General features: G+C 42.6%; 13 protein-coding genes. 4 read left to right on the top strand and 9 right to left on the bottom strand.

Annotated features, from left to right (window positions below):
* Positions 1-2: 2 nt before the first annotated feature.
* A complete protein-coding gene (locus L3V32_RS05285; RefSeq protein ID WP_005377396.1) occupies positions 3-332 on the bottom strand; it encodes a TusE/DsrC/DsvC family sulfur relay protein in 330 nt (109 codons plus the stop codon).
* Between the two features lie 408 nt (positions 333-740).
* Between L3V32_RS05285 and L3V32_RS05280 the strand changes: the two genes are divergently transcribed.
* Positions 741-1,115 carry a hypothetical protein gene (locus L3V32_RS05280; RefSeq protein ID WP_005396572.1) on the top strand — a complete coding sequence of 125 codons (375 nt, stop codon included), beginning with the start codon at positions 741-743 and terminating at the stop codon, positions 1,113-1,115.
* A 77-nt stretch (positions 1,116-1,192) separates the two neighbouring features.
* Here the strand turns inward: L3V32_RS05280 and L3V32_RS05275 are convergent, their stop codons facing one another.
* From L3V32_RS05275 to L3V32_RS05255, 5 genes are all read right to left on the bottom strand, one after another.
* A complete protein-coding gene (locus L3V32_RS05275) occupies positions 1,193-1,861 on the bottom strand; it encodes a Bax inhibitor-1/YccA family protein (RefSeq protein ID WP_046876207.1) in 669 nt (222 codons plus the stop codon).
* Between the two features lie 250 nt (positions 1,862-2,111).
* A complete protein-coding gene (locus L3V32_RS05270; protein ID WP_005377400.1) occupies positions 2,112-2,861 on the bottom strand; it encodes an amino acid ABC transporter ATP-binding protein in 750 nt (249 codons plus the stop codon).
* 23 nt (positions 2,862-2,884) lie between these two features.
* Positions 2,885-3,982 (bottom strand): amino acid ABC transporter permease, encoded by a 1,098-nt coding sequence (locus L3V32_RS05265; RefSeq protein WP_046876208.1) that lies wholly within the window; start codon positions 3,980-3,982, stop codon positions 2,885-2,887.
* Position 3,983: 1 nt separating this feature from the next.
* Complete coding sequence (locus L3V32_RS05260) at positions 3,984-5,189, bottom strand: amino acid ABC transporter permease (protein WP_006743259.1); 1,206 nt, start codon at positions 5,187-5,189, stop codon at positions 3,984-3,986.
* A 218-nt stretch (positions 5,190-5,407) separates the two neighbouring features.
* The gene (locus L3V32_RS05255; RefSeq protein WP_005396567.1) at positions 5,408-6,436 is read right to left on the bottom strand and encodes an amino acid ABC transporter substrate-binding protein; all 1,029 of its coding nucleotides are present in this window, start codon (positions 6,434-6,436) and stop codon (positions 5,408-5,410) included.
* 460 nt (positions 6,437-6,896) lie between these two features.
* Here L3V32_RS05255 and L3V32_RS05250 point away from each other — a divergent pair, with 460 nt between their 5' ends.
* Positions 6,897-7,817: a bifunctional precorrin-2 dehydrogenase/sirohydrochlorin ferrochelatase gene (locus L3V32_RS05250; protein WP_006743261.1), complete on the top strand. Its 921-nt coding sequence runs from the start codon at positions 6,897-6,899 to the stop codon at positions 7,815-7,817.
* Positions 7,818-7,919: 102 nt separating this feature from the next.
* On the opposite strand, the gene L3V32_RS05245 is transcribed toward L3V32_RS05250, so the two are convergent.
* Entirely contained in the window at positions 7,920-8,402 is a 483-nt protein-coding gene (locus L3V32_RS05245; protein ID WP_005377415.1) for a YajQ family cyclic di-GMP-binding protein, read from the bottom strand.
* Between the two features lie 21 nt (positions 8,403-8,423).
* Positions 8,424-9,482 carry a 3-deoxy-7-phosphoheptulonate synthase gene (locus L3V32_RS05240; RefSeq protein ID WP_006743262.1) on the bottom strand — a complete coding sequence of 353 codons (1,059 nt, stop codon included), beginning with the start codon at positions 9,480-9,482 and terminating at the stop codon, positions 8,424-8,426.
* Positions 9,483-9,856: 374 nt separating this feature from the next.
* Here L3V32_RS05240 and L3V32_RS05235 point away from each other — a divergent pair, with 374 nt between their 5' ends.
* Positions 9,857-10,354, top strand: a complete 498-nt coding sequence (locus tag L3V32_RS05235; RefSeq protein WP_005396564.1) for a DUF4442 domain-containing protein — start codon at positions 9,857-9,859, stop codon at positions 10,352-10,354.
* Positions 10,355-10,382: 28 nt separating this feature from the next.
* Here the strand turns inward: L3V32_RS05235 and L3V32_RS05230 are convergent, their stop codons facing one another.
* Entirely contained in the window at positions 10,383-11,735 is a 1,353-nt protein-coding gene (locus L3V32_RS05230) for a hypothetical protein (RefSeq protein ID WP_237283931.1), read from the bottom strand.
* Between the two features lie 192 nt (positions 11,736-11,927).
* On the opposite strand from L3V32_RS05230, the gene L3V32_RS05225 reads away from it, so the two are divergent.
* Positions 11,928-12,761 (top strand): S1 RNA-binding domain-containing protein, encoded by an 834-nt coding sequence (locus L3V32_RS05225; RefSeq protein WP_005396561.1) that lies wholly within the window; start codon positions 11,928-11,930, stop codon positions 12,759-12,761.
* The last annotated feature ends 47 nt before the right edge of the window (positions 12,762-12,808 follow it).

Genomic DNA, 12,808 nt, shown 5'->3' with positions numbered 1-12,808 from the left:
CTCTACAAGCATTTAGCTGGCTTTGGTAGGCCGGCTAATTTAGTCGCTTGTTTGGCTGGCCCCTTTTTAAACAGCTTGAATAGATACTTACTGTTACCTTTTTCTGGACCGTGCGCTTTTTCCATTGCTTTGACAAGCATACGCACAGCAGGGGAAGTATTAAACTCTTCATAAAAATCTCGCACAAAGTGCACAACTTCCAAATGAGCATCCGTAAGCTCGATGTCTTCTTCTTTTGCTAAAAGCTCAATCATACCTTCTTCCCATTGAGTATGATCCAGTAAGTAGCCTTGAGCATCAGTTTCAATTTCTTTGCCGTTGTAAACGAACATAACGTTTTATCCGTTAAGTGAACATGGATGTTTATAGATTAGCGACAGGTGAGGATGTTCTCAACAAAAGAATCTCGAAGTAGTGCCGAGCGAAGCAAAAGCATACAAAATGGTGAGTGCTTTTTGACTGAGTCAGGTGCTTTGATATAAATGCTCTTTTATTCAAATAAATAGGAAGCTATTCAGTTTGTTAGAAATTTTTCGGGGTGAGTACCAATAAAATTGCATGGATATCTAGGCTTATTCATTTTTGTGTTGGTTTTTTCTTGGCTACTTGTCTGAATATGGAATTTTATCGGTGAATGAATAGCTTACGACGTTGTGTTTGTTCTTATAGACCGATATTCTCTTGGGTGATAAGCAACCTACATTCTGGTTGTAAACAATAACGATGACAAGGAGTTAGTCATGTCGAAACAACGTTACATTGAAATAAATGACAACGTAAAATCCATTTGGTCTATTGAGCGTATTTGGGAGCTCGCGGAGTCCCTACCTGTAGAAGAAATTGCTATTGATGATATCAAAGGCCCTAATGAAGTGACCTGGTTTAGTGATGATGGACCACAGCCAACCTGTCGTGAGATCGCGAAGCATTGCCAACGCATCAACAATGCCGATTTGTCGTATCCCGTAATTTTAACCAATGATTACCGCGTTTTTGATGGTATGCATCGAATCGCCAAGCAAATCATGTTGGGTGAAGATACGATTAAAGTGAGACGTTTTAGAGAAAACCCTGAGGCTGATGAAGTTATCGAGTTAGCAGTCGAACAGGCGTAATGTACTTAATCACTGACAAAGAAAAAGCCCGAAGGAAAATACCTTCGGGCTTTTTAAATTCATCTTGTGTTGAACGATTAATCGTCGTTCATAATACCTAGAATGCTTAGTAGGCTAGTGAACAAGTTAAGGATGTTTAGGTACATCGAAATTGTCGCACTAATGTAGTTAGTTTCTTCGCCGCGAACGATACGGCTTGTATCAAACAAGATGAAACCAGAGAACACTAGTGCAGAGACGCTGCTTATTACTAGTTGGGCCATTGTTGAACCAACGAAAATGTTAATCAGCATCGCCACGATAACAATGATCAAACCTGCCATCAGGAAGTTACGCATGAAAGAGAAATCTTTCTTGCTCGAAATGGTGTAAGCCGATAGGCCTAGAAACACCATGCCAGTCAACCCTAGAGCTTGAGCAATGATCGTTGGACCGTTTGGAATCGATGCGTAGTAGTTAAGCATTGGACCTAAAGCACCACCCATTAGAGTTGTGAAAACAAATGTCCAAACGATACCAGATGATGAGTTGATTGCTTTTGGCATGACAAAGAACAAAATACCAATCGCTGCAATTTGCATCACGATCGCCATGATTGGTGAAATTTGCATTGCCATTGTTGCTACTGCTGCGATCGCACTGGTCATCAGTGTCATCGACAGTAGGAAGTAAGTGTTTTTCAGTACTTTGTTAGTTTCAAGTGTGTTGGGAACACTTGTTGAACGAGTAAACATTGGACTGTTCATAATTATCCTCAGTAAGGGAGTTTACTATTGGTACATTTATGGGGCTGAAAGTTCAAAAAATCAAGCCCTAACCATGCGTAACTTAGATAAAATAATAATAGAAATAAGATGTTATGTATTTGACAACTTGTAACACAATATTACTGCAGAGCAAAGTCACAGTGATTGTCACACAGAATTTTGAATTTACTAACAAAAAGCACTGACTTCATTGAAATCAGTGCTTTTATTATGCGAATTGCAAAAGATCTTAGTGATGTAAGATTTGCGCTAGGAAATTTTGAGTTCGATCTGATTGAGGGTTTTCAAAGAAATCAACAGGGTTGTTCTCTTCGATGATCTCTCCTGCGTCCATAAATATCACGCGATCGGCAACCTCTTTCGCAAACCCCATTTCATGTGTCACACAGAGCATGGTCATGCCTTCCTCGGCGAGCTCGACCATTACATCCAACACTTCGCGAACCATCTCCGGATCAAGTGCTGATGTTGGTTCATCAAAAAGCATGACTTTAGGGTTCATACACAAAGAGCGAGCAATCGCCACGCGTTGTTGCTGACCACCAGACAACTGGCCAGGATATTTCTCTGCTTGGTCCGGAATTTTAACGCGTTCCAGATATTTCATCGCGACCGCTTCTGCCTCATCTTTAGGCATCTTCTTCACCCAAATAGGCGCGAGCGTACAGTTTTCCAGTACGGTTAAATGAGGGAAGAGATTAAAGTGCTGAAAGCACATGCCCACTTCACGGCGCACAGCTTCAATATTTTTCAAATCTTCAGTTAATTCCGTACCGGAAACATAAATACTGCCAGCTTGGTGCTCTTCGAGGCGGTTAATACAGCGAATCATCGTTGATTTTCCTGACCCTGATGGGCCACAGATTACGATCTTTTCCCCGCGCTTAACATCGAGGTTAATATTCTTTAGTACGTGAAACTCACCATACCATTTATTCATGTCCTTCAATTGGATCATATAGTCTTGTTGTTGCGTCATAATACGTCCTTGAGCTTGATGAGTTATCGTTTGTGACCGGTATGAAGTTTGTTTTCAAGCCATATCGAATAACGCGACATGCCAAAACAAAATACCCAAAACACTAACGCGACAAATACATAACTTTCAGTAGCAAAGCCTAGCCAGTCAGGGTCGGTGTTTGCTGCTTGTCCTATACCTAGTACGTCAAACATACCAATGATAAGAACCAAACTGGTGTCTTTAAACAATCCGATAAACGTGTTCACGATAGAAGGGATCGTAATCTTCAGCGCCTGTGGCAAGATAATAAGCCCTGTTTTTTTCCAGTAACTTAACCCAAGTGCGTCGGCAGCCTCATATTGGCCTTTTGGAATCGCTTGTAAGCCCCCCCGTACTACTTCGGCCATGTAAGCCGAGGCAAACATCACTACACCAATAAGAGCGCGAATAAGTTTGTCTGTCTCGGACCCTTCGGACATAAACAAAGGCAGCATAACGGAAGCCATGAACAGAACGGTAATCAGTGGCACACCACGCCAAACTTCAATATAGACGGTACAAATACTGCGAATGATGGGCATTTCCGAACGTCTACCGAGCGCGAGTACCACACCAATAGGTAATGAAACGACAATACCAACTAGCGCAATGATGAGCGTAACGAGTAATCCGCCCCATTTGTGTGTATCGACCACTTCTAGCCCAAATATCCCACCATATAACAGCCCAGCGATAATGAATGGATAGATGTTTACGAAGAAAAGCCAAATCCAAATCCGTTTCGGTGTCTTTTCATACGCTAGCAACACAGTAAATATAGCCAATGTGATATAGAAAAGGCGAGGGCGCCACAGTTCAGACTCAGGATAGAAACCGTACATGAACTGCTCCCAGCGCACGCTGATAAATACCCAGCAAGCACCTTCTCGGCTGCAGTCGTCACGCGTCGAACCAATCCAGTCTGCGTTGATAAACGCCCAATCAACGATATGCCAAACTGCACTAAAGACAAGATAAGCAAGAATTACGGTAACAATGGAGTTGACAGGTCCATTAAATAGGTTTTTCCGCATCCAACCAACGAAGCCGACGGTATTGGCTGGTGGCGGGAGATCCGGTTGAAATTGATGAGTACTCATATTATCTCTCCACCAGCGCGACTTTACGGTTATACAAGTTCATTAATGCAGACGTAATCAAACTTAAGGTTAAGTACACGCCCATCGTCATCGCAATGATCTCAATCGCTTGCCCAGTTTGGTTCAGGGTAGTACCAGCAAAGACAGAGACAAGGTCTGGGTAACCAATCGCCATCGCTAACGATGAGTTTTTGGTGAGGTTGAGATATTGACTGGTTAAAGGTGGAATAATAATTCGTAACGCTTGCGGAATGACAACAAGCTTTAAAGTTTTCGCGCGTGGTAAGCCCAGCGACATCGCCGCTTCCGTTTGACCATGGCTAACCGCATTAATACCAGAACGTACAATTTCGGCAATGAAGGAGGCGGTATAAACGCTCAGTGCCAAAAGTAGTGCAGCAAGTTCAGGAATAATGCTAATACCACCTTGGAAGTTAAACCCTTTCAGTTCAGGATAATTTAGTGAAATTGGCATACCAGCAAGGAAGTAGACAATCAGCGGAAGGCCAACGACTAAGCCTAAAGCTATTCTTCCCATTGGCGTTTGTTGTCCAGTTAGGCGTTGCTTGTTATTCGCCCATACATTGATCAGCAAGCTGGCGATCACCCCGAAGATTAATGCAGCAATAACAAAGCCACTGCCTGGCTCCATTTCTGGTGCTGGAAAATATAAACCACGAACATTCAAGAAGATGGCTTCGCCAAGGCTCAAGCTTTGACGAGGTGAGGGTAATGCTTGAAGAACAGCGAAATACCAGAAAAATATTTGTAGAAGAAGTGGGATATTTCGGAACGTTTCGATATAAACAGCAGCCAAGCGACTTACTAACCAGTTAGAAGAAAGGCGAGCGACCCCCATTGTAAAACCAATCACGGTAGCCAGAATAATACCTAATACGGAGACTAACGCCGTATTAAGAAGGCCGATGATAAATGTTCTACCGTAAGAGTACGTTTCATCGTATTCAATTAATGTTAACCCAATACCAAACCCGGCTTCTTGATTTAAAAAACCGAAACCCGTAGCGATCCCACGAGCATCTAAGTTGTTCAGTGCGTTATTTATAATCGTGTAAAAGAAAAATACCAGTGCAGCTATGGCAATGATCTGGAAAATAGCAGAACGAAAGGCGGGATTATAAATCAAGCTCTTGCTTCCGCTCGGTTTGGACATCGTACTTGGCGATGCATCTTTTGTCGGTTTCATACAGCGATAACCTCAAACCTTAGTTATAGATATCTGCCTGTATAAATAGTCACGTCCTTGCTGGTCGAAGCATGTTTTCACCAGAGTTAAACGGCGATATTCGAGTTGAAATAGCCTACCTAAGCGAATACTTCTTACCATTCAATGAGCGGTCCTTACTCATACAGATGGATAAAATCAAGAAAAAGGGCGGCATGAACCGCCCTGATTAACTTGTTCTATCGGATTGGTGGCGCGTACATAAAGCCGCCTGCATTCCATAGCGCATTAACGCCACGAGAAATTTCTAACGGCGAACCAGTACCGACTGTGCGTTCGAAGCTTTCACCATAGTTACCGACTTGCTTGATAACTTGGTAGCCCCAATCATCACGAATACCCAAACCTTTGCCTTTCGGACCGTCAACACCAAGAATACGTTTGATGTTTGGATCTTTCGATTTCAGCATTTCATCCGCATTTTTCGAACTAATACCATACTCTTCGGCGTTAATCATTGCTGATAATGTCCACTTCGCAATGTTGAACCATTGGTCATCACCTTGACGAACGACGGGACCTAGTGGTTCTTTAGAAATGATTTCCGGAAGAACGGCTGCAGAAGAGGGATCTTTCAGGTTCAGGCGCAATGCATAAAGACCAGATTGGTCAGTCGTTAACACATCACAACGTCCTGCATCGAAACCTTTTGACGTTTGGGCTGCTGTATCAAATACGACTGGCTTATATGACATACCGCTATTACGGAAGTAGTCAGCAAGGTTCAGCTCAGTTGTTGTACCGGACTGTACGCAAACTGATGCACCATCAAGCTCTTTTGCGCTTGAGATGCCAAGATCTTTCTTCACCATGAAGCCTTGACCATCGTAGTAGTTTACCCCTACGAAGTTGAGGCCAAGTGCAGTATCACGATGCAGTGTCCAGGTGGTGTTACGAGAAAGCACATCAATCTCACCTGATTGAAGCGCAGTGAAACGTTCTTTCGCGGTTAGGGGTACATATTTAACTTTCGTTTTATCCCCAAGAACGGCTGCAGCCAGTGCTTGGCAATATTCTACGTCGATACCTTCCCATTCACCTTTTGAGTTAGGGTTAGAGAAACCAGGTAGACCGGTACTTACGCCACAAGTAAGAAAACCTTGTTTTGTGACTTTGTCCAGAGTAGTGTCTGCTGCTTGAGCTGATGTTGCCATCATCGCAGTAGAAGCCGCTACGACGGAAGCAAGAACTGTGAGTTTATTTGCCATTTGTATCCTTCCTGTATGATCCATGTTTAATCAGGAGTGACCTGAAATAACGTGTCCAATTCGTTAGAGTTATCGTCCTACGTGATTGATTTTCGAAGAAACGGTATTCGATAGATCAACCAGTTATAAGCGTAGGAAAGGATCTGTTAATTCTCAAATATATAATTTAAATGAAGTTTTGAGAGAACTTACAAAGCGCCTTGAGATTTAGAATGACGAAATGTTAATTGTTTGTAAATAGTGCAAATCATGGACAATTTGGTGCATCAGAACAATCAATAGAAGAGTGAACAATACAAGAGAATAAAAAGTTGTTATTAAAACTGTCATTAGCTGAGCTTGGTGAAGTTCAGTAAAAATTCGAACAAAAATTATTTGTGATACCGAAACAGGGTGATGAGCTTGCCCCATTTTTGGTAGCATGGTCTGCAACAGCTAATTAGAGTAATCATGGATTGAAATGCGATATTTTCCTCTGTTCTTAGATTTAATCAATAAACCCGTTCTTGTCGTGGGCGGCGGTGAAGTGGCAAGCAGAAAGGTGGAAGCGTTGCTAAAGGCAGGGGCGGATGTCACTATCGTTTCTCCAACGTTGGTCGACTTTCTGTCTAAGCTTGCTGCAGAGCATCAAGTGCGCTGGGTGCAACGTTTCTATTCAAGTGACATTGTCACTAAAAGCTTTGTTCAAGTGTGGGCCACGACAGATAATCCTGAGCTAAATCACCAAGTGTATAAAGATGCGAAAGAATTAGGCATCCTAGTGAACGTTGTTGATGATAAGCCTTATTGTGACTTCATTACGCCCTCTATGATCAATCGTGGCCGCATACAAATTGCTATTTCTAGTGGCGGTGCCTCACCAGTTTTAATTCGAAACATCCGTGAAAAGCTTGAATCGATACTTCCACAAAACATGGGGTTGATGGCGGACTTTGCTAACTCAAAGCGTAATTCGATTAAAGAAGCACTACCTAGCGTCGATTTACGTCGTAAGTTTTGGGAGCAATTCTTCTCGAATCCTGAGGTTGAAAACGCGCGGGATAATAGAGAGTTAGAAACGATTTACCAAGCGACCATGGCAACACCTTTGGATGAAAAAGGAAGTTGTACTTGGATACAGGTAGGGAAAGACGTTGAGATGTTGCCAATTAAGGCTGTGCGCTACATGCAACAAGCCGAGCTAGCACTTTACTCAACTCGATGCGAAGCGAACGTGTTAGAGCTAATACGAAGAGATGCAGAGCGAGAAGCTTTCTCCAGCGCAGCTGAACTCTCTGATATGTTGACCAAGGCTAAATCTGAAAAGCTTCGAGTTTGCGTGTTTATCCCTAAAGGGACGAGCGAGTTCTTATTGCTGCAAGGGCAGGACTTGGTGATATAACCACGTTAAAAAGTGGGCACTTGGCTTCTCGATTAAAAGGCCAACAAAAACGCCAGCGAACTATGCGCTGGCGTTTTTAAACTAAGTTACTTCTCAGACAGATTAATCACGGAAGTTGTTAAACTGGAATGGTATGCCCATCTCTGCTTCACGAATCGCTGCCATTGTCGCTTGCAGGTCATCACGTTTCTTACCGGTAACACGTACCTTGTCGCCTTGAATAGAGGCTTGTACTTTTAACTTTGCGTCTTTGATAAGTTTCACTACTTTTTTGGCTGTTGGTGTATCGATACCTTGGCGGAAAAGCAGAGTTTGGTGCCAGTTCTTACCAGTTACATCTGGGTCCTGTGCATCCATTGCGTTTGCATCAATATTACGCTTTGCCAAGTGGCCACGTAAAATATCGCGCATTTGCTTAAGTTGGAAGTCACCTTCCGCAGACATTTTTACGTTTTCTTCTACTAGCTCAAAGCTCGCATTAACGTTGCGGAAATCGAAACGAGTAGACAATTCACGGTTAGCATTATCAACGGCGTTACGTAGTTCAACCGTATCGATTTCAGAAACAATATCAAACGATGGCATGAAGATTCCTTGATTATTTTGTTATAGGGACTTTCGGGATTTAACGGCGTTTGCCAGCATATCTAGCATTGTAGCAGTATCTTCCCAGCCTAGGCATGGGTCTGTAATAGATTGACCATACGTTAGGTTGTTGATGTCAGTCATTGGCTGATTGCCTTCAAGAATAAAGCTTTCAGCCATGATACCCGCAATACGAGTACTGCCTGACTTAATTTGGTTACAAATGTCTTGAGCAACGTCGATTTGTTTTCTGTGCTGCTTCTGACAGTTTGCGTGGCTGAAATCCACAACCAAACGTTGTGGCAAGCCAAACTCGGCTAGAGCATCACACGCTTGTTTTACTGACGCTTCATCAAAGTTCGGGCCTTTCTCTCCGCCGCGTAAAATAATATGACCATATGGGTTACCACTTGTACGATAAACCGTCATGCGGCCATTCTTATCTGGAGAGTAGAAGTAATGCGAGGCTTTCGATGCGCGAATTGCATCAATTGCAATTTTTACGTTGCCATTTGTGCCATTTTTGAAACCAACTGGGCAAGACAGCGCCGATGCCATTTCACGGTGAATTTGCGATTCTGTTGTACGAGCACCGATCGCGCCCCACGTGATCAAATCCGCTATGTATTGACCCGTAATCATATCAAGAAACTCAGTAGCAGTCGCAAGACCAAGCTTGTTGATATCCAGTAGTAGTTTACGTGCTTTATGGAGACCAGCTTCAAGCGCGTAAGAGCCATCTAGGTTAGGGTCGGTAATTAAACCTTTCCAACCAACTACTGTACGAGGCTTTTCAAAGTAAGTACGCATCACGATAAACAGTTCGTCTTTGTACTTGTCTTGGATTTCACTCAGGCGAGTGGCGTAATCAATGGCAGCTTCAGTGTCGTGAACAGAACACGGACCTACAATCGCAAGAAGGCGATCGTCTTCACCCGATAAAATGTTTTCAATCTGACGACGAGATTGAGCGATACGGTCTGCAACGTCATCCGTAATAGGATGTACACTACCTAGCTCTGCTGGGGTAGGCATTGGACCCAAAGGTTGGGTTCTCAATTCATCTGTTTTTATAGGCATGTTATAGCTTTATTCTCTATTGCGAAGGGGTAAAGATAACGGAATTACAGGCAGGAATAAACCGTTTCACGGGAATCTTCGCCAGGAAATACCGAATTGTATACAAAGGTGTAGGTATTCATTTAAATGACTTATGTATAAATGACAAAACTTGATCATTAAATCAATATATATACATTTGAATTTATAACCATTTCATCTATCTCACCGTTAGGTAATCAAGATAACAGCGGCAAACCTCATGTTTATCTGTGTGACAATGTCACTAAATTGGTGGGTAAATAACTCGTGAGATCGAGCTTTTGTTAACATTTCTTTGACATCTATTTCTTTCGTTGATTAACTGGTCTGACTAGATTGGTAAGGAGACCAAAATGTTATCAGCTGTACGTCGTGCAAATTTGTATCTAAATCTATTCGGCTTTTCTAAAGTGCCTCTGATTTGGCTTTGTCATCCTAAGATCATTGCGATAGATAGCGAGCACGTTGAGGTTCGAATTCCTTTGCGAAGAAGAACAAAGAACCATTTGAATAGCATGTATTTCGGCGCTTTAGCTGTTGGGGCGGATGTAGCTGGTGGTTTTCTTGCTATGAGCAAGGCGCAAGAAAAAGGAGAAGCGATCTCTTTAGCATTTAAAGGCGTCAAAGCCGAGTTTTTAAAACGTCCGGAAGCGGATGTACACTTTGTGTGTAACGATGGTCATGTCATTGATGAGATGCTCGATCATACGTTGGCAACGGGTGAACGAGTGAATCGCGATGTAAAAATCGTCGCGTTGTGTCCTAGCTTACATGGTGACGAACCTATGGCTGAATTCTCGTTGACTCTTTCGATAAAAAAAGCAGCTCAACAAAGAAAAGAGGCTGCTTAGTGGTTTGCTGTTTTTAAAAAATATCGCTTTAATTGAGTTCAATCTGCTCAATCGAGACGATTTTGGAGCGGTTTAAGACCACTTTCCAACGGTAATAAACAGGCTCATCGGTGTGGTTGTCTTCTTTGACAATCACATTGAGCAAATGACGTTTCTCTACCGACTCTTTGGTCACTTGCCCTTCATTTAAACGGTAAACTCGGTTTGAGCTTTTATCCATCAAGCGGATGATAGGGCGCAAACTGATGTTCAGTGTTTCTCTTGTTTGCTCATAACCACTCAAGAATAGAGAGGTCGCCATTTCGGTTTTCTCGTGATAATGAAGTATCTGCTCTTCGCGCTGCACGACGCGCTTCTTACGTATTCTTTGAATCTTATCTGGCAAGCTACTTAACGTACGATAATCGAGCCACTCTAATTTTCTGCCGACCACTTTTTTCGTTGTTGGATCAACATACTTCTTACGCCACTTTGGCTTACCTTTACGGATCCATCGCCACATTGCATCGCGCAAATCATCTTTAAAGATTTCTCGTAGAGCATAAATAAATGACATCGCGATAATGAAGGACGCGGAAATTTCCCCAAGATAATCGCGAGCGAGAATCACGGTTGAGGTCACGACAACCATCACCAAGCCAGTAGCAATACCTTTGATAGCACGCTTGATGTTATTACCCATTGATATGGTTTCTTCACGAAGCACGATAGGGTGTTCAATCAAGCGTCTTAGCAAGCGCATTTTGTTAGATAGGCGAGTAACGTCTTCAACGACTCTTGGAGAGTTGTACTTGTTGAGTTTTCGATGGGCTTGCTCTTTTTCACAGAGCGTGATCAAGCGTTTCTTAATCGTGCCATAATCGCCTTCACGCAGGAGATGAGCCACTAGAGATAAAAACTTCTGCTCGGTATACCAAGACAGGTAGTTATCGATGTTAACGTAGTACCGTTTTAAGTTCTCTTCATAAGGAATAGAACGTCGCAAGCGCTTTAAGATCTCAAGCGTGAGCTCGATAACTTCGTCTACTTCATCTTCCGTTACGGAGTTGTTCTGATGCTTGTTTAAACTTGCTACCGCTTTGTCTAGCGCGATAACGTATTGGTACGCGAACAAACTCAAACTTACTCGGTATTGTTGATTCGACAGGCGTCCACGTTTGGCAAGTCGACTGTGTACTAGCGGTAGAAGGATTTCAGTACTGTAATAAGAACGTTGCTGTGTGATTGAAGTGTAATAAAATTCGGATTCACTGATGATATCGGCGTTTAAACCAAGCTCACCAGGTATAAAAAAGTAAATATCTAGGTCGACACTTTTGCTCTTTGCGAGTGCATGACTGATTTTTAATGTTATTGAGTCTTGTTTATCGACGGTGACCAAAGAAAGCTCCTGACTTTGTTAAAGCATTCTTAACTTATGCGTACTGTTGAGCAGGTAAGCATAAAAGTGCTAAAAGAGTGACTGGGGCATATAGCTGAACGACAACAGCATAACAGAGCACTATGCTTTTCTCTCTGATTTTCTTGTTAGTTTAGGTATAATTCCGCGTAAATTTAAAAAGAGACAAAATCAATGATTAAAATTGGTCAAATTAACAGCTTAGAAGTCATTAAAAAGGCTGATTTTGGCGTATTTCTGGATGGTGATGATTACGGTTCTGTTCTACTGCCTAATAAGTATGTACCAGAGGGTACTGAAATTGGTGATCATGTAGACGTATTTTTGTACTTCGATTCAGAAAGCCAGCTTGCTGCGACCATTGAAAGACCTATTGCCCAAGTGGGTGAATGGGGCTTAATGAAGATTGAGGGCGTCAACGCGACAGGTGCTTTTGTAAATTGGGGCATCAAAGAGAAGGATTTACTTATTCCTTTTAGTGAGCAACGCACTCGCTTCTCTGCGGGACAAACTATTCTTGTCTATGTTTATACTGACAAAGCGTCAGGCCGCATTGTTGGTACGACTAAGTTCAACAAATGGTTAGACAAAACTCCGGCGAATTATGAAGTTAACGAACAAGTTGATTTGATCATCGCAGAGCGCAGTCAACTTGGCTACAAAGCGATTGTTAACGGAAAGCATTGGGGCATGATTTTCCCATCAGATGTGTTTGGTAAGCTTTACATCGGTAAGAAACTGAAAGGCTTTATTAAGCAAATTCGTGAAGATGGCAAAATCGATCTCGCGTTACAAAAAGTCGGCGTGGCAAAAATGGACGATCTTTCTAGCAAGATTCTTGATCTGTTAGAGAAGAAAGGCGGCTTTTTACCTTTGAACGATAAGTCTTCTCCTGAAGCGATTTTTGATGCTTTCCGTACAAGTAAAGGTACTTACAAAAAGACCATTGGTGGATTGTACAAGCAGGGCAAGATTGTTATCGAGAAAGACGGTATTCGCCTGGCGTAGCCCAAACTCACGTATAGCGGATCTGCAGCCAAAAAAACGGCCCAAAC

It is taken from the genome of Vibrio sp. J2-4 (assembly GCF_021728155.1).
Lineage (GTDB): Bacteria > Pseudomonadota > Gammaproteobacteria > Enterobacterales > Vibrionaceae > Vibrio > Vibrio diabolicus.
This window is presented reverse-complemented; position numbering and strand designations above follow the sequence as displayed.

Bases quoted from the DNA above. Each gene is read 5' to 3' on its own strand.
- L3V32_RS05265 (WP_046876208.1), bottom strand. From the start codon at position 3,982: ATGAGTACTCATCAATTTCAACCGGATCTCCCGCCACCAGCCAATACC.
- L3V32_RS05235 (WP_005396564.1), top strand. From the start codon at position 9,857: ATGTTATCAGCTGTACGTCGTGCAAATTTGTATCTAAATCTATTCGGC.
- L3V32_RS05245 (WP_005377415.1), bottom strand. From the start codon at position 8,402: ATGCCATCGTTTGATATTGTTTCTGAAATCGATACGGTTGAACTACGT.
- L3V32_RS05225 (WP_005396561.1), top strand. From the start codon at position 11,928: ATGATTAAAATTGGTCAAATTAACAGCTTAGAAGTCATTAAAAAGGCT.
- L3V32_RS05240 (WP_006743262.1), bottom strand. From the start codon at position 9,482: ATGCCTATAAAAACAGATGAATTGAGAACCCAACCTTTGGGTCCAATG.
- L3V32_RS05270 (WP_005377400.1), bottom strand. From the start codon at position 2,861: ATGACGCAACAACAAGACTATATGATCCAATTGAAGGACATGAATAAA.
- L3V32_RS05255 (WP_005396567.1), bottom strand. From the start codon at position 6,436: ATGGCAAATAAACTCACAGTTCTTGCTTCCGTCGTAGCGGCTTCTACT.
- L3V32_RS05285 (WP_005377396.1), bottom strand. From the start codon at position 332: ATGTTCGTTTACAACGGCAAAGAAATTGAAACTGATGCTCAAGGCTAC.
- L3V32_RS05250 (WP_006743261.1), top strand. From the start codon at position 6,897: ATGCGATATTTTCCTCTGTTCTTAGATTTAATCAATAAACCCGTTCTT.
- L3V32_RS05280 (WP_005396572.1), top strand. From the start codon at position 741: ATGTCGAAACAACGTTACATTGAAATAAATGACAACGTAAAATCCATT.
- L3V32_RS05260 (WP_006743259.1), bottom strand. From the start codon at position 5,189: ATGAAACCGACAAAAGATGCATCGCCAAGTACGATGTCCAAACCGAGC.
- L3V32_RS05275 (WP_046876207.1), bottom strand. From the start codon at position 1,861: ATGAACAGTCCAATGTTTACTCGTTCAACAAGTGTTCCCAACACACTT.